33 protein-coding genes are annotated in these 18388 nt (G+C 62.0%); 1 reads left to right on the top strand and 32 read right to left on the bottom strand.

Annotated features, from left to right (window positions below):
• Positions 1-47: 47 nt before the first annotated feature.
• The 5 genes from PVZ77_RS25585 to PVZ77_RS25565 form a co-directional block, all read right to left on the bottom strand.
• Positions 48-350: a hypothetical protein gene (locus PVZ77_RS25585; protein WP_273808809.1), complete on the bottom strand. Its 303-nt coding sequence runs from the start codon at positions 348-350 to the stop codon at positions 48-50.
• A 47-nt stretch (positions 351-397) separates the two neighbouring features.
• Positions 398-847, bottom strand: a complete 450-nt coding sequence (locus PVZ77_RS25580; RefSeq protein ID WP_273808808.1) for a DUF4124 domain-containing protein — start codon at positions 845-847, stop codon at positions 398-400.
• 91 nt (positions 848-938) lie between these two features.
• Positions 939-1598, bottom strand: coding sequence for a Rha family transcriptional regulator (locus PVZ77_RS25575; protein WP_273808807.1), 660 nt, complete (start codon positions 1596-1598; stop codon positions 939-941).
• The gene (locus PVZ77_RS25570; protein ID WP_273808806.1) at positions 1595-2566 is read right to left on the bottom strand and encodes a BRO-N domain-containing protein; all 972 of its coding nucleotides are present in this window, start codon (positions 2564-2566) and stop codon (positions 1595-1597) included. The genes PVZ77_RS25575 and PVZ77_RS25570 overlap by 4 nt, the downstream gene beginning before the upstream one ends.
• A complete protein-coding gene (locus PVZ77_RS25565) occupies positions 2530-2703 on the bottom strand; it encodes an Arc family DNA-binding protein (RefSeq protein WP_273808805.1) in 174 nt (57 codons plus the stop codon). Before PVZ77_RS25565 ends, PVZ77_RS25570 begins: the two co-directional genes overlap by 37 nt.
• A gap of 121 nt (positions 2704-2824) precedes the next feature.
• On the opposite strand from PVZ77_RS25565, the gene PVZ77_RS25560 reads away from it, so the two are divergent.
• Positions 2825-3142, top strand: a complete 318-nt coding sequence (locus PVZ77_RS25560; RefSeq protein ID WP_273808804.1) for an Arc family DNA-binding protein — start codon at positions 2825-2827, stop codon at positions 3140-3142.
• 20 nt (positions 3143-3162) lie between these two features.
• Here the strand turns inward: PVZ77_RS25560 and PVZ77_RS25555 are convergent, their stop codons facing one another.
• The 27 genes from PVZ77_RS25555 to PVZ77_RS25425 form a co-directional block, all read right to left on the bottom strand.
• Positions 3163-3930 (bottom strand): hypothetical protein, encoded by a 768-nt coding sequence (locus PVZ77_RS25555; RefSeq protein ID WP_273808803.1) that lies wholly within the window; start codon positions 3928-3930, stop codon positions 3163-3165.
• Between the two features lies 1 nt (position 3931).
• Positions 3932-4132, bottom strand: coding sequence for a DUF7210 family protein (locus PVZ77_RS25550; protein ID WP_273808802.1), 201 nt, complete (start codon positions 4130-4132; stop codon positions 3932-3934).
• Positions 4129-4596, bottom strand: coding sequence for a hypothetical protein (locus PVZ77_RS25545; RefSeq protein ID WP_273808801.1), 468 nt, complete (start codon positions 4594-4596; stop codon positions 4129-4131). Before PVZ77_RS25545 ends, PVZ77_RS25550 begins: the two co-directional genes overlap by 4 nt.
• 3 nt (positions 4597-4599) lie before the next feature.
• Positions 4600-4923: a head-tail joining protein gene (locus tag PVZ77_RS25540; protein ID WP_273808800.1), complete on the bottom strand. Its 324-nt coding sequence runs from the start codon at positions 4921-4923 to the stop codon at positions 4600-4602.
• A gap of 2 nt (positions 4924-4925) precedes the next feature.
• Entirely contained in the window at positions 4926-5930 is a 1005-nt protein-coding gene (locus PVZ77_RS25535; protein WP_273808799.1) for a major capsid protein, read from the bottom strand.
• A gap of 65 nt (positions 5931-5995) precedes the next feature.
• Positions 5996-6340, bottom strand: a complete 345-nt coding sequence (locus PVZ77_RS25530; RefSeq protein ID WP_273808798.1) for a head decoration protein — start codon at positions 6338-6340, stop codon at positions 5996-5998.
• Positions 6337-7560, bottom strand: a complete 1224-nt coding sequence (locus tag PVZ77_RS25525) for a S49 family peptidase (RefSeq protein ID WP_273808797.1) — start codon at positions 7558-7560, stop codon at positions 6337-6339. The genes PVZ77_RS25530 and PVZ77_RS25525 overlap by 4 nt, the downstream gene beginning before the upstream one ends.
• Positions 7561-7562: 2 nt before the next feature.
• Complete coding sequence (locus PVZ77_RS25520) at positions 7563-9164, bottom strand: phage portal protein (RefSeq protein ID WP_273808796.1); 1602 nt, start codon at positions 9162-9164, stop codon at positions 7563-7565.
• A gap of 1 nt (position 9165) precedes the next feature.
• Positions 9166-9390, bottom strand: coding sequence for a hypothetical protein (locus tag PVZ77_RS25515; RefSeq protein WP_273808795.1), 225 nt, complete (start codon positions 9388-9390; stop codon positions 9166-9168).
• A gap of 8 nt (positions 9391-9398) precedes the next feature.
• Positions 9399-11300 (bottom strand): phage terminase large subunit family protein, encoded by a 1902-nt coding sequence (locus PVZ77_RS25510; protein WP_273808794.1) that lies wholly within the window; start codon positions 11298-11300, stop codon positions 9399-9401.
• Positions 11272-11817: a terminase small subunit gene (locus tag PVZ77_RS25505; protein ID WP_273808793.1), complete on the bottom strand. Its 546-nt coding sequence runs from the start codon at positions 11815-11817 to the stop codon at positions 11272-11274. The genes PVZ77_RS25510 and PVZ77_RS25505 overlap by 29 nt, the downstream gene beginning before the upstream one ends.
• Positions 11818-11943: 126 nt before the next feature.
• Positions 11944-12681 carry a hypothetical protein gene (locus tag PVZ77_RS25500; protein WP_273808792.1) on the bottom strand — a complete coding sequence of 246 codons (738 nt, stop codon included), beginning with the start codon at positions 12679-12681 and terminating at the stop codon, positions 11944-11946.
• An 11-nt stretch (positions 12682-12692) separates the two neighbouring features.
• Positions 12693-12917 (bottom strand): hypothetical protein, encoded by a 225-nt coding sequence (locus PVZ77_RS25495; RefSeq protein WP_273808791.1) that lies wholly within the window; start codon positions 12915-12917, stop codon positions 12693-12695.
• A 118-nt stretch (positions 12918-13035) separates the two neighbouring features.
• Complete coding sequence (locus PVZ77_RS25490; protein ID WP_273808790.1) at positions 13036-13338, bottom strand: hypothetical protein; 303 nt, start codon at positions 13336-13338, stop codon at positions 13036-13038.
• Between the two features lie 4 nt (positions 13339-13342).
• The gene (locus PVZ77_RS25485; RefSeq protein WP_273808789.1) at positions 13343-13717 is read right to left on the bottom strand and encodes a Gp49 family protein; all 375 of its coding nucleotides are present in this window, start codon (positions 13715-13717) and stop codon (positions 13343-13345) included.
• A gap of 338 nt (positions 13718-14055) precedes the next feature.
• Complete coding sequence (locus PVZ77_RS25480) at positions 14056-14289, bottom strand: hypothetical protein (protein WP_273808788.1); 234 nt, start codon at positions 14287-14289, stop codon at positions 14056-14058.
• Positions 14286-14537 carry a hypothetical protein gene (locus PVZ77_RS25475; protein WP_273808787.1) on the bottom strand — a complete coding sequence of 84 codons (252 nt, stop codon included), beginning with the start codon at positions 14535-14537 and terminating at the stop codon, positions 14286-14288. The genes PVZ77_RS25480 and PVZ77_RS25475 overlap by 4 nt, the downstream gene beginning before the upstream one ends.
• Complete coding sequence (locus PVZ77_RS25470) at positions 14534-14863, bottom strand: hypothetical protein (RefSeq protein ID WP_273808786.1); 330 nt, start codon at positions 14861-14863, stop codon at positions 14534-14536. The genes PVZ77_RS25475 and PVZ77_RS25470 overlap by 4 nt, the downstream gene beginning before the upstream one ends.
• Positions 14863-15168 (bottom strand): hypothetical protein, encoded by a 306-nt coding sequence (locus tag PVZ77_RS25465; RefSeq protein WP_093250098.1) that lies wholly within the window; start codon positions 15166-15168, stop codon positions 14863-14865. The genes PVZ77_RS25470 and PVZ77_RS25465 overlap by 1 nt, the downstream gene beginning before the upstream one ends.
• A gap of 327 nt (positions 15169-15495) precedes the next feature.
• A complete protein-coding gene (locus PVZ77_RS25460; RefSeq protein ID WP_273808785.1) occupies positions 15496-16221 on the bottom strand; it encodes a hypothetical protein in 726 nt (241 codons plus the stop codon).
• Between the two features lie 3 nt (positions 16222-16224).
• A complete protein-coding gene (locus PVZ77_RS25455) occupies positions 16225-16527 on the bottom strand; it encodes a hypothetical protein (RefSeq protein ID WP_273808784.1) in 303 nt (100 codons plus the stop codon).
• The gene (locus PVZ77_RS25450; RefSeq protein ID WP_273808783.1) at positions 16505-16930 is read right to left on the bottom strand and encodes a hypothetical protein; all 426 of its coding nucleotides are present in this window, start codon (positions 16928-16930) and stop codon (positions 16505-16507) included. The genes PVZ77_RS25455 and PVZ77_RS25450 overlap by 23 nt, the downstream gene beginning before the upstream one ends.
• Positions 16927-17361: a VRR-NUC domain-containing protein gene (locus PVZ77_RS25445; protein ID WP_273808782.1), complete on the bottom strand. Its 435-nt coding sequence runs from the start codon at positions 17359-17361 to the stop codon at positions 16927-16929. The genes PVZ77_RS25450 and PVZ77_RS25445 overlap by 4 nt, the downstream gene beginning before the upstream one ends.
• A complete protein-coding gene (locus PVZ77_RS25440) occupies positions 17358-17666 on the bottom strand; it encodes a nuclease domain-containing protein (RefSeq protein WP_273808781.1) in 309 nt (102 codons plus the stop codon). Before PVZ77_RS25440 ends, PVZ77_RS25445 begins: the two co-directional genes overlap by 4 nt.
• Positions 17663-17791, bottom strand: coding sequence for a hypothetical protein (locus tag PVZ77_RS25435; RefSeq protein ID WP_273808780.1), 129 nt, complete (start codon positions 17789-17791; stop codon positions 17663-17665). The genes PVZ77_RS25440 and PVZ77_RS25435 overlap by 4 nt, the downstream gene beginning before the upstream one ends.
• Positions 17788-18009: a hypothetical protein gene (locus PVZ77_RS25430; protein ID WP_273808779.1), complete on the bottom strand. Its 222-nt coding sequence runs from the start codon at positions 18007-18009 to the stop codon at positions 17788-17790. The genes PVZ77_RS25435 and PVZ77_RS25430 overlap by 4 nt, the downstream gene beginning before the upstream one ends.
• On the bottom strand, positions 18006-18275 hold the full coding sequence (locus tag PVZ77_RS25425; protein ID WP_273808778.1) for a hypothetical protein: 270 nt from the start codon (positions 18273-18275) through the stop codon (positions 18006-18008). The genes PVZ77_RS25430 and PVZ77_RS25425 overlap by 4 nt, the downstream gene beginning before the upstream one ends.
• Between the last annotated feature and the right edge of the window lie 113 nt (positions 18276-18388).

Below are 18388 nucleotides of genomic sequence, written 5' to 3'. Positions count from 1 at the left end.
GTGATGACCAAGGCGAATGAGCGTGCAAATGGTTTGATCTAGCTGGTTTAGCGCTTGGCGCGGAGTGCCTCCAGGCGCACCAGCATCCCGAAAAAATCCGGGTTCATCTCCTTACACGCCTTGACTACTTGCTCCAGCTGGCTGGGTCGCATTGCATCAATCTGATCAGCGGTCAAAGATGTCATTTGCACCAGATCTTCCAGTCGAACGTCGCTGAAGAGCTGAAGGTTCACCACGTCTTCACCGATCTCGGCCATAAGCATCTTGCGTACGCCGGCCACTGTCAGCTCTCGCACGATCACCTCGAGCCCATCCATATTCAAAACTCGGGAGCTGGATAGTTCGGACATTGCTTTCTCCTGGGCATAAAAAAGCCCGCCGAGGCGGGCCAGTGGCTCTATTCGATAATTGGCACCTGAACCCTCGTAGCGGATCCCCAGGTGCTTCCATCCTTGTTTCTGCCGGAAGACCGGATGGTTTTCTCGACAATTCTGACGCGGGCGGGAGGCACATAGCCTCGTCGATAGGTGCTTGTCTTCGACCAGGCCTGCTCAACATTGGGGTCGGTAACAACGCGCTTTGGAACCTTACCCGCCACAACGACCTGCTGCTGAGGGACAGTCGCCGACCGGCGCGATGGATCCGCCATAACGACTGACTCATCATCCCCGCTGGGCCTGACGTTTACTTTTTTCGCTGAAGACTCCAGCTCATGCCCGCCAGGACAGTTCGCCCGAGCTGTAAAAGTTATCTTCCCTGCATCGTCCACGCACTTGAATATCGTCTCTGCGCTCGCCTGATGACCAAGACCCAGCGCCAGATAGATCAACAACACTGATTTTTTCAAGGCTGTTCCTCCCAAGAAAATGAGAGGAATGTATCAATCCGGGTACAGCACCAAAACCCAGCACGGGGCTGGGTTCTGATGGACGGGCCAATCAGCTGACCGGGACGCTCGCTTCGACAATCTCTCGAAGTCTGGCCAGGCCGGCCTGGTTATAGAAGAACGACTCAACCTGTTTCGAGCTGTGGCGGGACTTGTCCAAGCGGTACTCGCCAAACTCGGTGGTCTTCAGCCCGTGAGCGTTTGCGAGGCGACCTACCTTATTGGGTGTTATCCCAAGCAGCTCTCCGACCTCCCCGGCCGGCATCAAATGCTGCTCGACAAGGGGTAGCGGAATCAGCCGCTGACCGAAGGCCAGTTCTGACAGGTGACTGAGCAGTGCCTGCTTGCTGTTGTCGCCCAGGTTCGGCAGATGGGCCAGGGCTAGCTTGCCAAATTCTACTGCTGAGTCGTTAGCAGCAGGCGGAAGACCTCTCTGCACAACTGTCTCCAACTCACGCAACCGCTTCACGACCTTGTGGCGGAGCGGGATGCTGTAGCCGGTGATCAAGGTCTCGGTCAGCTCCCGGTCCAGGCTGTATTCGGTCTGCTCCCTGTTCCGGGTATCCCGGTAGATGTGAGCAAAACTGCTCACATTGAGGCCCAGCTCTCCCAGCATGTTCTCAATGTCGCGCTTCACATCCGGATGGCGCTTCTCGCAAAGCTTTGCGATTTCGCGACTGGTCATTGTCGCCTGCTTGGCTACCGCGCTCATGCTGCTTCACCCCTGGCGACATAACCGCCTTCTGCACCAAAGGAACGGTAAGCCGCGTATATCTCGTCGCGGCGGCGATCCAGAACTCTGAAGGACAAGGCACCGTCCCGCAGTTGATCGAACATGGTCATGAAGACCTCAGATCGGAAAGCTCTTGCCGCGATCAGGAAGTCGTCCTTGTGCTTGTGCATCACGGCGAATCTGGACATCAGGAGGTAGAGATCCTGAGTCTCTGCCCTCGTGAGGGTTATACCGCCATCCAAGTCGACACGGTCAGATCCCATCCACTCGCCTTCCATGGCATATGCGGCCACGAAATTACAGGCCGCTTCGAACTGGTCGGCTGGGATCATCTCCAGTCGAGGCACGTTGAAGCGCGTATGCAGACGGCTGCACATAGCGGCATGGAAACTGCGGCGCTTGGAAGGTTGCACGTCCTTTGCCTTGTCTCGGATCGTGCCTTTGATGACGTTCAGCTCACTCATGCCGATCAGTTCATTGACCAGCGTCGGCATCTTGCGCTGCTCATCTTCATAGCTGCCATGCTTGCGAATGGCCGGCAGCACCTCAGCGGTCACCCACTTCTTGAAGCGCTTGGCCTCGGCCTTTCGGCTGCGCAGGATGGCTGAGTACAGGCCGGACTCGTTGATTACCGTCATTTCTTGATCCCCGCCAAGGGTCGGCACAATCTGCCGACCCTTTTCGTCGTCATCAAGGTTGCGGGTCATATCCTTGGCTTCGGCATACTCAAGTGCGGCAGCCACGTCACCAGCTACGAACCAGGGCTGGTCGTTGATCAGCATGGTTCGAACATCGCGCTGATCGAACTTGAAAGGGATAACGTTCGTGCTATGATTTTCCACGTGAATGACCTCCGAATTGTTCACACCTGAAGCCCTGGCGACTCTCACCTCGCTGGGGCTTTGTTTTTTCAGGCCACTGCTCGGCCGCTCTTCATTTCCCGCCACCGCAATCCCTCCTCGATCAAAAGTCCAATTTCTGCGTTCTGGCTCCGGCGATTCTGCTTAGCCAGCGTACCGACCTGCTCACGCACCTCGTCTTTCAGCCGCAACGGAAAGGGGGTTGCTCTCTTCTCTTCGCTCATCGTCGTCTCCTGTTAACGATGACTCATATTAACTCCACAGGCTCAGCATGAGTCAAGTGGATTCTTGAGTCATTTTGGATCACGAATGTAAACTCGCTTATTCATCCAAGGCGACACCCCCATGAGCGACCGCCACAGCATCAGCCCCTACCCAATCCGTATGCCTCCAGAACTCCGGGATCGGCTTGAAGCCAGCGCAAGGGATGGCAACCGCTCCTTGCACGCGGAAATCATCGCGCGCCTGGCTGCCTCGTACTTCGACGAGACCCGCGAAGGACAGCTGACCACCGCAACCGTAGCTGCCTTTGCAGAAGTTGAAGCCAGGATGCAAAAGCGCATGGAAGAGCATTTGCGGGCTATAAAGCAGGCCTCTGAGGAGCTAAGTCGCCTTAGGGGTTCCGAACCAGCGCCCAGTGAGAGCGAAGGGCCTGCCGAGTAAGCAGGCCTTCCTGTAGGCCGTCAGACCTCTTTGCGGATCCGGCAGTATTTCGAAAGACCGGCGCCGACCTTCGAAGAGTCCAGCAACACCTTGGCAGTGGTCTCGGCGCCCATGAAGTCCTCGGTGTTGATCCAGTCGAAGCTGGATGCCGGGTTCAGGCGGACGCGGAAGTAGCGGGCCTCGATGCGCTTCTGGGTGCCGGCGGCGTTCTCGCCCTCGAACAGGAATTCGAAGGTCTTCCCGCTGTTGGTCAGCGCCTGGACGACGTCCACGGTGGCCGAGGTGTAGCTGACCTTCACGCTGTAGGGCGTCGTGCCAGCCGCCTTGATGGCCGCTTCCAAGGCGCCGCCCGGTACCGGCTCGATGCCGCTGCCGGTCATCACCCAGTCGTCGTCTTCCTTGAAGGTGGTCGAGCCGGTGCCGGCCGCCACGCTGGCGATGGTCAGCGGCATCTGCGCCAGGGCGATGGTGCCATCTACGCCGGCCAGGTGGGTCTCGTCGGTGATGGTCGTCGAGGGCACGCTGGTGGTGTCACCCCAGACCAGGGCGCCCAGCACCCAGGTGTAGAGCTCGCGGAAGTTCACCGACAGGCCCACGCTGGTGACGCGCGATACCGAGTCGTACTCACCGCCCTGCGGGGTGGTGGTGTCGCCCAGGGTGATGTCGTTGGTTTCGACGGTGTGCTGGATGGTCGAGACCAAGCCGCACTTCTGGAACGGCAGGTTGGTGCCGGCCTCGCGGGCCTTCAGCCAACCGCCGATGACGAATGTCTCTTTCTTCAACGGCATCTTATTTCTCCTTCGAGATGTCGGCGGTGGATTTGGGCTCTTCGATCACTTCGGACTCGCGGAGCCAGGCGCGTTGTTCGGCCGTCACCCGGATCTTCGCCCCGGGCTGTAGCTCTTCGCCGGCGTGGGTATGCGGCTTGATGAGCGTGACCTCGAAGCGCTGGGGCTCGCGATCGGTAGTTTCTTGCGTCTTGTCGGTCATGGGATGCGGCCCTCAATGACGGTGTGAAGGTAAACAGGGATCAGAACAGCGGCAGGACTCATCCCGTCGCCAGGCGGATGGCGCTCCGGCGCACCAACAGTGATGCCGGCCAGATGAGGACGCCCCCATTGCGGGAACTGGCCCTCAATTGGCATCAGCGCTTCGAGGACATCCAGCTCGATCTCGTCGAGCTCATCCTCGTAGTCGTTGAACTGGCTGGAAACGGCCAGGATGACGTGGAAGCCCCTAGCCATCCGTAGCGCAGCAGGGCCCTTTCCGGGTGCCTGGTCCTTCGCTGGCTGCACGACGATCAGTGGGTAGGAAGTACCCTCCTGAGCGATCAGCTCATTCAGCCAGCCGGCCTGGACGTTTGAGCCCGCTTCCGTTCGGTAGCCATTGGCAGGGGTGATGGTGCCAAGACGTGCCAGCAGGGCACGGCGAATAAGCGACAGCTTGTTGGCCATGGCCTACCTCTGGATGAGCAGCGAGAAGCGATTGACGAAGCCGTCGCCGCCATAGTGCTGCTCGAGCACGTAGCGCTTGCAGCCGACCACCAACAGATCGCCGCGGCGAGGTGCAGCTACTTCCGCCTGGCGCAGATCGGCCATCAACTGCACGTTGACGAACATTCCGTCCGGCCCAGCAACGGCGACGTTGCGCTGGATGACCGCAGACACCTGGATCTCTGGCCCACCATCCTGCGGGCGGAAGACCGTGCGCTCCTGCTCGGCGAACGCCGAAAACAACTCGGCGTCCATCTCGGTGGCGAGCTGATCGAACTCGCTGCCCATGATCAGCTCTTGGTCAGCTTGACGATGGCGCGGGGCATGGTGTTGATGCTGAGCGGGTTGCTCTGTGCCTCCAGGTCCACGCCCTTGTTGTGCGGCAACAGCTCTTGGCTTGCGTAGTACGGCAGGCCCTCGGTGTTGACGGTTTCCATGTAGTTACCCGGCGCGAAGCGGGTGATGAACATGCCGTCGATGCCCAGCGGGATCAGGTAGGCCACGTTGGAGTCGATGAAGGTGACATCGCCGACCTTGCCGTAGAACTCTTCCCAGTCCACACCGCCGTAGCGGAAGGCATTCCAGCCACCGTCACGCAGGAATTGGCCGTCGTTGAAGCGATCGTAGGCCTTCTCAACCACCGGGTGGGTGACCAGGGCGTCGAAGAAGCCACGACCGGCCAGGCCCAGCCAGCCGGTGATGATGCCGCTGCCACCGATCACGTCTTCGGCTTTGCGCTTGGCGTCGTTGATCGCCAACAGCAGCTTGGTCTCGTTGACGCTGAATTTCAGGTCCGAGGTATTTTCTTCGATACCGAAGGCCTTGTGCAGGTCCAGCAGCAGCTTGGTGCCGTTGGCGTCGTACACCTTGCCGGTGATGGCGCCCACGCGCTGGAAGCGAATGGTGGCGTCCAGGCGCTTGCGCATCTTGTCCAGGCGCTTCTGGACGCGGGCCTGGACGGTCTCCAGCTCGGACTCGGAACCGAAGGCACGCACGCCCTGAACCTCATCGGCCATGATGGTGGCGCGGGTGGGCAGGTGGATGGTGCTGAAGGGGATCATGTCGCGGCGATCACCACTGGTGGGATCAGCCGGGCCATTGCGATCCTTGGCCGGCACCAGGGTCAGGGTGTCGTGCTCGCGCTCGATGAAGACGGAGGTGGTGGTAACACCCTCTTCCTCGAACAGCGCGTCGATACGGGTGGGTTGCTGCTGGCCTTCCTGCGGCTGGTTGATAGCCGCGGTCAGGCCGGTGACGCTGAAGGCGTTGTCGTTGAATACGTCGAGCGAAGCCATGTGGTTTCTCCAAAAACGACGAAGCCCGCACAGTGGCGGGCTTCAAAAGGGATGGTGAACAGCGGTCAGCGGACGATGATGCCCTGGCTGGCGAGGGCACTGGCCACCGCACTGTTCAGACCGAACAGCACTTCGCCATCCACCTCGGCATCACGGATGATGACGGCGGCGTCCTGGGTTTCGGTGCTGACCGGCTTGTTGTTGAACAGGATGGCCACCTGCTTGGTGATCGCCACGACCGGGTTGGGCGCGACATACGGCTTATAGCCGTTGGTGTCGAGCACGACCACGGTGCCTGCGGGAGCAGCCTCGGTGATCGCCAGCAGCGTGATCTGTTCGCGGGAGCGTTGGCCGGCAGCCTCGCTCAGCAGGAAATCACCGGCGCGAGCGCCTTCGTTGAGAATGGTCATGCCTTCGCTCCTTTGCGACCGGCCCAGATGGCCGAGGTGGAAATGCTGGCTTGCTCACTACCCTGGGGCGGCGCGGAAGCTTTGGTTTTGGTGGCGTCGCCTTTGATGCCGGCGAGCGTGATGCCGCGATCGGAAGCTGCTTTGAACAGCGACAGGCCGGCAGCCTCGACGGTCAGGCCACCGCTGATGGCAGCAGAGACTTCCTGTTCGAAGCCCGGGGCGGCCAATGCCTGAATGCCCTGGATGCGCTCGCGCTCGGCGCTCGCGCCGGCCTGGGTGGCCTCGGCTTTCAAGGCGCCGGTATCGACGGAAGTGATTTCGATGCTCTGCGGATCGGTGCCGGCGGCGAGTGCTGCCTGCAGTTCCGCGGTGGTGCTGACTTTCGTCATGTTGCGGTTCCTCTGGGTAGTGGCTGCTGGTTTCGCCAGCTCAGTGATCAGGCCCTCAAGAGAGCCCAAACGGTGGGCGAGGCCGGCGTCGATCGCCTCTGCCCCGACGCGCAAGCCGCCGTGATCGCCCATCGCGGGCACATCGTCGGCAGAAACGCCCAGGTTGCGGGCGACCTTGCTGATGAAGACTTCCTCCAAGGCGTTCACGGTCTCGCCGACCTTGGCACGCCCTTCCTCGGTGCCCATGTCTGGGCGCTTGTTCGGTGCCCGGCTGCTGACGATCTGCCAACGCTTTTTGCCAGTGCTGGCCTCAGCCTCGCTGACCGCCTCTACCACCACCCCGACACTGCCGAGGATCGCGGTTTCGTCGATGACGATCTCCTGCGCGGCAGAAGCGAGCCAATAGGCACCGCTCGCACCTGTGCCGCCGACATAGGCGCTGATGCGCTTCTGCCCGCGGGCACCGTGGATCATCTCGGCCAGTTCGTTGATCCCGGACGCCACGCCACCCGGGCTATCAATGTTGAGCACGATGGCCTTGACGCTCGGATCGTCTAACGCTGTCCGGATATCGGTTGCCAGCACCTGGGTGCTGGTGGCGCCGCTGATCTGGGTGAAAAGATTGGCGTACCGGAAAATCGGTCCTACAACCGGGATCACAGCCACTCCGTTCTTGACGGTGACTGTGCGGGTGTTCTCGAGGCGGTGGCCCAGCCGGGTCTCCAATGCCACGGGATCACCCATGCCATCGGCGACGGCCAGGAGGCTGTCGAGCGCTTCAGGCAGCATCAGCCACGGCTGAGACGCTGCCAGTTCAAATGCCCTGGGCATCGTCATTCCTCTTCTGGTGTTTTGGGTTCAGCCGGCTGCGTGGCAGCGACAGGCGCAGCGTCCAGCTCCATGCCATCCGCTCGCCGCTGTAGCACTTCACGCCGGCGCTGGCGGTAAATCTGATGCCAGTTCTCGCCGGTCATGGCGGCAGCCTCGATCGTCTCGGTACTGACGCCAATCTCGATACGGCGGCCGGCAGCATTGGCTTCCTTGAGCTCGTCGATTGCACCCTTGGCTGGACCGATCCATACCGTCCGGGTATAAGCCCGTCGGCGCGCAGGGTCCGAGTAGCCCGGTAGGCGCACTCTCCCACGTGCCACCGCCTCGTCGACCAGCAGCTCATAGCTGGGCTGGCAGAAGTCGCACACCAGCCACCAGCGCCGGGTCAGATACATCCGCCAGGCCTGGAGCATCGCCGCGCGCGCGGCGCTATAGCTGCTGTTGTAGTGCAGCATCAGCTCATCGAGCGGAATTTCCAGCGCGGCGCCGATCTCCTTGACGACCGCAGTGAAGAACGGATCAAACTGAGCATTGGGCCGTGCCGGGTTAGCCACCATGGGCTCTTCACCCGGTGCTAGATCTACTACGGCGCCCTCGCCCAGTTGCACCGGGGGAAGGTCAGGAGTTCCACCCGGCTGATTCAGCTGCTCCTCATTGCCAAAGGCGGTGAGCGGCAGCGATCCCTGGTTAAAGCCGTCACCCTTCTTAAGGAATACGGTGAACATCGCGGAGATCACCGCGGCCATCAGCTCGGCGCTGCTGTAGCGCTCCAGCTTCTGCAGCGGTTCAAGCACCGGGGCAAGGTACGGCGCGCCGCGCTTCTGCCCAGGGCGTTCCTTGTCGCACCAGACTTGCAGCACCCGGCGGCGGCCGGTGGCTTCGCCGAAGACCCGGAGCTTCTGCCAGGTCAGCGTCTTGGACAGCTTCTTTTCGCCCGGGTAGCCACTGCACACATGGACAAAGACCGGGGCGCCGGCGGTATCGAACTCGACGCCTTCCACCAGCGTATCGGTATCGGGACTTCCGTTCGGGTTGCTCACCCGATCGGTCTCGACCAGTTGCAGGCGAGTACTGTAGATCGTGCCCTGCCGCTCCACATCCGGCGTGGTGACGAATACGTCGCCGCCAGTAAGCGCCGAGATCAAGGCAATGCCTTGGAGCTGGTAGTGGGTGCTACTGGCCTCGGCGTCGCACTCGCGCGGGTCTTCGGCATAGAGCCCCCATTCTCGCTCGAGCATGGAGTTGATTCGCTCGCCTTCGTCCTCCGAGATGCCCAAGGCTTCAAAGTCGACCTGAGGCCGGCAGATCAGTCCGGTACCCACCACGTTCGTACGCAGACGCATGACTGCGGCGCGGCCGATCAGGTGGTTACGCATGGCATCGCGCGACCGCGCTACTAGGGTCTTGCGCTCTACCGTAGACAGGTCTTTGGAAGGACTGCCAAGGTAGGGGATCCAGCTGGCCATGCTGCGCAGCACCCGAGAGGCGCCGCGCCACCGGGTCTCGCTACCACCGCCCCCACCCTGGGCCTGCGGCTGGCTCTGGACGAGCGCCAGCGCCGCGCGGAGGGCTTTCTCCTCCGGCGTTCGTTTGAACCAGGCCATATCAGATTCCTAGGTAGGTGATGCGGTTGCGGCCCCGGCCTCTTGCGACGCTCTGCTCGGCCTCGACTTCCTGTCGGTACTGAATCTCCAGCTGACGCAGTTCGCCGAGGTCAGCGCGAGTCAGCTGACGCTCGCCATAGCGGACCGACTGGGCCCCGGTCAGGATTTTGGTGATAGCAAGGCGGACCTGTTCGAGACGTACTTGGGCATCAGTTTTGTTGATCATGGAGCTCCTCATCGAACAGTGCTGCGGGTTCCTCGAGTCGCTCGGGGTTTAGCCGGCGCCAGGACCACGCTCAAATCAATTCCAAAGTGCTGCTGCGCGATCCGGACCATCGCCAACGCGCCGACGCAGCAGTCGAGCGCCTCGTTACGGCGGCCACCGGACTCCCATTTGTGAACGCGCTTACCCTTCTCGAACCGGAAGACCTTCTTCTCGGCGGTGAGCTGCTTGATCTCAGCTTCGTCGCACAGGTCGTCATCGAGCGGAAGATGGATGCAGCCAGGCGTTGCCTGCCCGGGCTGAGGCTGGATCTTGAGGCGGCTGTAGATGAGTTCTTTGGCGTTGTCGGTGCCGATCATCGTCAGGTAGGTGCCCGACTTGTGCGTCTTGCGCGGGAAGTCAGCAATCGGGCGCCCAGCTTGCCAGTGGCCCTTGGTCGGTATCACCCAACGAATGCCGTGGCGGATACTTTCCTTGTAAACCTCGTCGGTGTAGTGACCGCCGGAGTCCCAGCCCCATAGCGCTACCCTCATCATCTGCCCGTCGGCACGGCGATAGGTGTTGTGCAGGCGCACCCCAACCTGCCGGCGCAGCTCCTCGCCTGCCGGGTCTCCGTAGAGGATCCAGCGATCTACTAGCCAGCTCTCCTCGCCAGGCCCGAATGCCCAGACTCGCCCCTCATAGCGGTCGTTCTGGGTATCAACGCCGCCCACCAGGATGACGGCTCGCTCAGGAATTGCCGGCCAGATCTCGCGCCGAGCATGGAGCAGCTCCCACTCGACCTTCTCGCCCTCGTCCTCTTCCCAGGTTTCGCCTAGCGTGGTGTTGGTGAAGGTGACCAGCTTTTCGCGGTCGCCTTTGATCTTCAGCCAGTCACTGGCGATCTTTACCCAGGGTGACCAGGTGCTGTAGATGGCCCAGCAGTAGAACGCCACGGACAGCGGAGTCCGAATCGGCTGGCTCTTCTTGTCGAACCAGTCCATGGAATCGCGCGTCCAGATCCCGGTCTGCTCGCAGATCCATCGCCCTTCTGGGGACGCGGCGACCATATCCTGGTGATGAAAATCCTTGTGACAGTGCTCACAGACATACCAGGCGCGGGTCGCCTGACCTAGCTCGTCCTTTTCCCACTTCAGGCCAAAATCGCAATCCTTGCCGCCAAACTTAAGCGTCTGCTCCGCCTGGCAGTGAGGGCACTTGACGTGGAAGCGCAGCCGGATCGGCGATTCCTCGGCCGCCTTGCTGACCTGGCAGGTGCCGGCCTTTTTCGGCGTCGACCCGCGGATCGATTTCGGGTAGGTCGCTCCGTCGAGGCGCTTGTCGCCCAAGGTGACCGCATCGCCCTCGCCGTCAATGTCGGCTAGGAAGTTGGAGAGCTCGTCGTAGATCGTTTCGTCAGCCGAAAGCTCCCGGTAGTTACCGGAGGCGGTACCACCGCGGATCCAGAGGCTTTTCCGATTGGCGAAGGTCTTCGCCTCAATGGTGTTGTCTTTGTGCTTCTTCTCGAACCAGGGCGCCAGCTCCTTGATCGCTGGCACGTCACGGATCATGCCGTCGACGTGCCGCTTACTGATGCCCTTGGCGTCGGTATCCGTCGGGCTCCACATCACGATGTTGCGGCGCTTGTGGTGGAGCTTGTAGCCGATGTTCGCCATCAGCAGCTTGGTGTAGCCGATCCGGGCCGACTTCACGAAGTTGACCACGGCGATGAGGTCATTCCCCATCGCATTAAGGATCGCCACCTGAAAGGGGTCGGTTGTCCACTTGCCCTCGTGGTAGGAGGACTCGGACGACATGTAGAAATGCTCGTCCGCCCACTGGACCGCGGTCATGGGCGGCTCTTTGTACAGACCTTGCAGACCTAGACTGACGGCTTTACCGAGATCAGTCATCCAGGGTTGCAAGGTACTCATCGAGGTATCCCGGTAGTTCATCGCCCAACGTCATGGCGATATTGCGAGCCAGGGCGATCTCCCGCTCCGTGGTTTCGAGTATTCGGGCATCGATGTCAGGGTGTCGGCGGCTGATGGTCTTACCGACCGTCTCAAGCTTTGCTCCGATCTTCGAGGCGATCTTCTCCAGCGCGAACGTCACGAACGGCACCGGCACCAACAGGCGATCATTCACCTGATTTTTTTTCTCGATGGCATACGCCTGGGCAGTAGTGAGTCGCAGCTTCTCCTGCATCAGCTTGTACTCGATCATCGGATCGAAACCTTCGCTGTCACCCACCTCAGGTTGTTGTTTCCGAGTGGCATGGTCGACGCGGTTTTGCACCACATCTTGCACCCGATAAAACGCCTCGCGCCCAATCCGAGAAATGGGCTCAACGCCCCATTTATCAAAGGCTTGCGGGGATATCCCGAGGCTTTTGGCCATCTCGGATTTGTTCAACCATCCCGGCTGCCTGGTTGTTTCGTTTTTAGCCATGACTAAACAACAACCAACCTCCGAAAAAAGGTCATACATGTGTGTCTGGCGGGGCTCGAATCACCCCCAATGGGCCCTCCCCCGGGAAGGACCCAAGACCCCACCCTGCACCATAGTGGTGCGTCGTTATCGACGGCGGGTGCGCAGGGCCTGGGCCATGGCTTCCTCGAAGTGGAACGCGAGTCGCTCATTGGCGACGCGCTCACCGATGCCGAAGAAGTCCAGACGTTTGCGATAGGTCGGCTTGTCGACGAAGGCCAGGAAGATGCTCAGGTCCTCTCGCTTGCGACCAGTGCGTCGGGCTATGCCGATGGGCTTGCCCGCCTTGGTCAGCACAAAGAACGACTGAGCATTGCGCTTGGCCAGGCTGCGCTTGCTGTCGGTGGCGTTGGCGTTGTAGCCCGTCTCACCGAAGCCTCGGATGCCGGACAGCGCCTTGGTCAGCTGGCCGCGCTTGATGTTGCCGTACTGATCGAGGTCAGCCCCTGCGCCTGGCACCACGTACTTGCCGGCGGGCAGGATGCCTCGCGCTCGCAGCATCGCTTCGCTGCGCTTGTCCGGGCGATCACCACCGTAGACCTCAGGTGCTAGCCACTTGGTGGCGGGCGATGACTTGTCCGCCTCGTCCTTGATCCACACCCTGGCCAGCAGCCTGTCCTTGCGAGCAGGGATCAGGCGCAGGCTGTTCAGCGTCCAGTTGGTGGGGCGGTCGAACACCGTGGGCATCTCTGCCTCGATGGCGGCCTTCACATCCTGGGCAGTGCGGGTGAGCGCGAGTGCTGTAGCGAATGGGATCTGCCGCTGCTCAAGGTCGGTCAGCTCGGAGAGCTGGTCGGTCAGGCCTTGGGCAGTGATCTTGATCATTTGCCCTGGCCTCAGGCTTCGACGGGCTGCAGCTCGACAGGTTTGTCAGCAGTCACCTGCCGGAGCTGCTCGGCCAGTAGATCGTCAAGATGACGGCTCAGGCGCTCAGCCAAGTGGCCCTCCGATTCCTTCACCAGCGCCACAGTCGAAGCGATCGCTGACTCCAACTCGTAGGCGACAGATGCCTGCAGAGTGGTGCTGGCCATCTCGCCAAGGGTTTCGATCTGGGCATTCATCATCGGTGAGTCCTCTTGAAGCGTGACATGTCACGCTTCTCTCCTTTGGAGCGGCGAGCGGGGTGCCATGGGTCAAGGCGCCTGGCCTTCTCGGCTTGGTAGCACGCGATACTGCGCATCAGCAGCAGCCATCGCCCAGCCAGTCACCGACCACGCGAGGCCGGACCGGTTGCACGCCAACCAGGGTGAAGTGGTTGCTGGACGCCATCAGATCCGCACCTGGGCGAGTCGAGCGCGCTGCCGCATAGGCCCGCCACTGGGCCATGACCAGCCTGAACTTGGCGGAGGCTACTGCCGGCAGATCACGGCAGACATAGCTCGCTCGCTCGCGGAGACCGATACAGCGATCCAGGCGGCTGAGCGCCAATGCCAGGCCGGCGATCAAGGCGAATGCGATACCGCGGAAGCGTTGGGAGACCATGGCGCTACTCCTTGTCGTTGTGCAGCTGCTGCTTGAGCGCGTAGCCCATCAGCGGCCAGATCTTGTTAACGGCGTTGGTACGGGCGATCTTGCGGCCGACCTCGGCATCGAAGTTCTCCGGGCTGGCGCAGGCGCTCTCACCGGTGACGGTGTAGCCGTTCTGCAGGATCAGCACGCAGAAGGTCATCAGGTCCAACTGCTCCGGCGGCTGGATGACGCCGTCCTCTTCGATGGTCAGCGCAGCAGCGCCTGCATAGCCATCGCCAGCGGTGAAGTAGTGCTCGCTGAGGATGTTGGCTTCGATGTCGGCCGGGGTAACGCGCGGCGCGGTCAGGCCCTTGGCTTGGATCTCTTGCTCGATGCTTTGGTCGTCGCTCACTGGTGACTCTCCGATAGATGATTTCGTGACATGTCACGTTTAGCTGCCCGCGAGATGGCGGCCGATGTAGATCCCGATGGTCACCGATACCGCGATAACGGCGAGCATTTGCCAGATTGCCCCGGCGGATGGCCTCGCGCATGGGTCAGCTGGCCTGGTACGGAATGCGTACTCGACCGTAGGAGGTGGCGGCAGGTCGCCATCCCTAACAAAGCGCGGTCCTGGTGGGGCAGGAGGCTGTTCGGCCCAACCTTTGACCGGAACCTCAATGCGATCCCGATCCTGCCAGCACCCATCGGTAGTGCCGGAGCGGCGAGGCCAGGGCTTGTCAGGCTTGATCATGGCCTCACCTGCTCTTTCGCCTGGCTGCTCCTAACCGCGGCGGCCACGCAAACGGCCGATTGACCGGTGTCCGCCTCAATGGCGCACTTGGCCGAGATCGGATCGGCGCCGTTACGGATGGCTTCAGCCACAGTCGCTTGGCGGCTCATGGTGCAGGCGACGGGTGCGCAGAGCACTACGGCGGCCATGAGCAAGCCGAATATCCAGGTGGTCATCTCTTTGCCGTTCACGGGTAGCCCTCCAGCGGCGGCTTATCGCCACCCCACTGAGCGGGCAGCGTGCAGGAAGAGACCTGCAGGCGGTACAGCTTGGCAGGCAGGTCCATGGCGCCGGACTCGAAGCCGGGCGCTGCGACATACACCGTCTGGGAGCCGGACCGGCATTCCCAGGTGCGCCCGAAGTAGCCGATGCCAGTGCCGAACACCAGCAGGGCGATGCAGGTCATCAGCCAGCGGGCGCCGCTCTTGATCTGTTTCATGGGTTCGCCCTCGATGCGCGGCGATGAGGCAGCTTGCGCCGGTCGCGCCCGTCCATCAGGGCCCCGATGCGACGGTAGAAGTAGCTGCCGCAGAAGATCGTGTGTGCCAGCACCATGGCGCCGACGATGCTGTTATTGACCAGCTTCCAGGGCTCAAATACCCAGAGAGACACCAGCGTGATCAGGTAGAGCAGCGAGGCACACACGATGTGCGCAACCTCGGCCCGGTCGTCCTGCCGGTAATCGCCTCCCTGCCAAACGAACCAGCCGCATCGTGCGACTACCAGGCTGTAGGTCAGCATGGCGAAGATGGTGATCAGCAGCATCAGCTTGCTCCTGGCGGGCTGAGTCGACTCGCCCACGCCTTGGCCTTGTCCTCCAGGATCGCTATGACCGGGGAGGCTGCGAAGCCAAGGACCATGATGTAGCCGTAGTGGACTTCACTGGTGACAGGGAAGAAGTAGCCAAACGCGCGCCCTACGAAGAAGGCGGTCAGGAACTTCGTGATGAACATGCCAGCGGAGAACCGGTTCTTGGTGGTCAGCTTCGAGATGTAGGCGATCACGCCGCCGAAACCACCCAGAAAGCCTGGCAGGCACCAGAGCAGGATGGCTTCCAGACTGAAATTCACTGGCTAGCCCTCGCGGTGCGCCCTCTTCCAGGCATAAAAAAGGCCCGCAGATGCGAGCCTATGGATGATGCCGGCGCTTCCCCGGCGGGCAGATGTTGTCGTCCCGGTCATTCGCGACTTCGTGGGACGCATGGGAGCTGCCACCATGCTTGGCTCAGGGGGTCGGCTAGGTGTGCCCACCGGCTGGCTTCGGGGTGCGCTCCCCTTTCAAGACCATCGTGCTACCGGCCGCCCTGAAACGAAAAAAGCCCCGTCAGATGGCTCTGGCAGGGCTTTAGGCGAAATGTGTCACAGTGGCAAAACTATGCCATTTTGCTCTTCAAATCGTCAAGCGGCTTTTTCGCCGGGCTGGCGGATCCACCGGTCATAGTCGTTCGAGCTCAGTTCTTCGGCGCCCAGCAGGCTCTCCACGACCTCGGCGACCGGGCGCAGCGCGGTTCGATCCAGGCCATCCACCTTCTTGGCCAGGTGCGTCCAGACCTCGGCATAGTCGCGGGCCCAGTTGCTGGGGTTGATACGGCATCCGGTGCGCTCTTCCATGATCATGCACACCTCGCCAGGCGCGAGCTCTTCGCCGCCGCTCACGATCCGCTTGTGGGATTGGATAGCGGCCAGAGCCATCCAGTAAGCCCGGGCGCGCTGCTTGTCGGTCAGCTTGTCCAGGCCGGAGTTCAGCCAAACCAGGCCGTGGGCGATGGACAGGTCGTTGAAAGTGGCGGTCGGCGAGTAGAGGTAGTGGCCGAAGTGCTGCACCGGCTTGGGCAGGGTGTCGATAGCCTGCATGATCAGGCCGGCCGCCAGCATGTGGGCGCACTGGTCGGTGCTGAGGCGACGGCCCGGGCGCGTCTCGTGCACGTTGTCACCCTTCTGTCGGGACTTGTAGGTCCGGGCCACCTGCTGACCGTCGTGGTCCTCGAGCATCACGATGACCTTGCCCTCCCCCGTTCCGTGCTTGCGGCCCAGCTCGGCCTTCTGCGCGGCAACGGCCAGGACCGAGTCGCGGTTGTGGTGCAGGGAGTCGTGCCAGGCTTGGCGAGCAGAAATAATGCGCATAGATCAGTCTCCGGTGCGATGCGAGCCGCCAGGGCCGCGGCGGTTGTTTTCTTGGTGGTGGGTCTGCGTCCGCTGCAGGTGGGCAATCTGTTGTTCAAGGCGAAGCGTGTAGGCATTGAGCTGGAATCGGGCGTCTTCGGGCTTCAGCGGCAGGCCGGTGGCCTTATCGGTCCAACCCTCGCCATTGCAGGCTGCGCAATCCATCTCGTAGAAGACACCCTTGGTGACGCCGCGGCCGTGACATGTCACGCAACGCGAAATCGGCTTCACCTTCCGGGTGAGGTCAGGGCCGTGCTGCTTGCGCATTGGCCCTCCGGTCGATCTCCTCGGTGATCAGGTCTTTCTCGGTCTGAAAACGTGACATGTCACGCTGGGCTTTCTCTTCTGCGGCGCGGTCGATGGTGCTGGTGTCGCGCCAGGACTTGAAGCGGTCACCCCGGCCGCGACCCGAGCGCAGCCCTTGGGCGGCAGAGATCCGGCCGAAGCACTGGCTCCGCTGCTCTTCCAGTACCTGCCAGCGGCGGCGCAGCTCTTCATCTGTGGCAGCGGCCAGACGCTGAGCAGACAGGGTGGTCATCTCGGCGATCAGCTCGCGGGCATTGTCCGGCGCGGCCTGGTGGGCCTTGTCGTGGTGGCTGAGCAACACGACCATCGAGTGGCCGAGGATCTGCCGGGCCAGGCCGGCCAGGTCTTGTGCTGGGTGGTTCATGGGCGGGCCTCGGTAGCAGGAAGGCGAAGATAGGCGCGGATCTGCTCCTGGGCGTCGTGGACACCCTTGCAGACGATGGCCAGGTAGCCGCGGTCATTGAGCAGCTTCAGGGCATCGCGCTGCTTGGGCGAGACATCAGCATCGTTCGGAGGGGTGGCCTTGAACTCGATCCGCAGGCCGAAGTAGCCGCCCCGGGCGATGTCGACATTGATGTCCGGCATACCGGCGCGCACGCCTTGCCCCTTCAGCTTGCCGGCCGTGGCCTTGTGGCGGTGGCCACCGTTGGGCACGTGGTAGATCAGCTTAGACTCGCGCGGGTACTGCAGGTCGATCCAGGTGAAGAGGATGGTCTGCTCGTTGCCTTCCCAGTCGATACGCGGGGCGCGGGCGCGAACTTCGCGGGGCTGGTACTTCTTCAGGACGGCAGTCATGCGGCCCCCTTGATGGTAATCAGGCCCTGGCTGATCCAGATCGCCTGAGTTTCGCCAAGGGCGCGTAGCACGTCGCGGGCGTCCAGCTCTCCAACTGTAGAGCGCATATCGAGACGGTCATGGCACGCGCTACAGGCGAACACGGCCATGTTGTCCGGGCTCTTCAGGCCCATACCCTTCTGGCCGCAGGCGATATGGGCCAGCACCGTGGTCTCGGGGTTGAAGTTGCAGACGCCCGGGATCCGCAGGGTGCATTCCTGGCCGCGGGCGCTGTCGCGGAGCTTCTTGGACTGGGCGCGGCTCATTGGGCAGCTCCCGACCGATAGGCCTGGGCGGTGGTGCGGCGATGGGCGCTGCGGCGGTGGCTGATGGCGATCTGGCCGCCGCCGGCCACGGTCAGCAGCAGGGCGAACGTGACGAAGGCGCTCATAGTCCGCGGCCCTCGCCATCGCCCAGGAAGTCGCCGATCGGGCGGCGCGCGGCAGGCGCCTTGCGCTCGCGATTTACCGGCTGGGCCAGCTCCTGCTCGCGGAAGTGGATATAGGCCTCAGTGTGCTGGACCTTGGGGTCCATGCCAGAGCCGCGGTTGAAGCCCTGGTCATAGGCCAGACGGCGGGCTTCCAGCATTTCGGCTTCGTTGAACATCATGCCGGCACCTCCTGGGACTTCTGGCGCTCAGGGGAGAAGTCGCCGCGAAGCGGCATGAGGTAACGCTCCGGGTAACCCAGCAAGCCACTCTTTGCCGCGGGCTTGCACACCCAGCCGGTCTCGATTGTTCTGCGCGTGATCCCTTCGGAGATCACCAGGTCACCCTTCTCGATACGGTCAACCAGCTCCACGACGCTACCCGCTTCCACGTCGGACAGAGCCACCAGGGTCAGGGCGAGATCCCCTACCTTGAAGTTATGCGACATGGTCTTGCTCCTTTTCGAAAGCGGCCTGGCTGGCTTGGTAGCCGTCCCACCAGTCCTGATGACGTGAGTCATCAAGGTCATAGGGATTGGTGTGCAGGCCGCTCCGATAGGCA

Origin of the sequence: Pseudomonas sp. SHLD1 (genome assembly GCF_028640935.1) — a bacterium.
GTDB classification, from domain to species: Bacteria; Pseudomonadota; Gammaproteobacteria; order Pseudomonadales; family Pseudomonadaceae; genus Chryseomonas; species Chryseomonas aestiva.
Note: the sequence above shows the minus strand (reverse complement) of the source record. Positions and strands in the feature narration are given on the sequence as shown.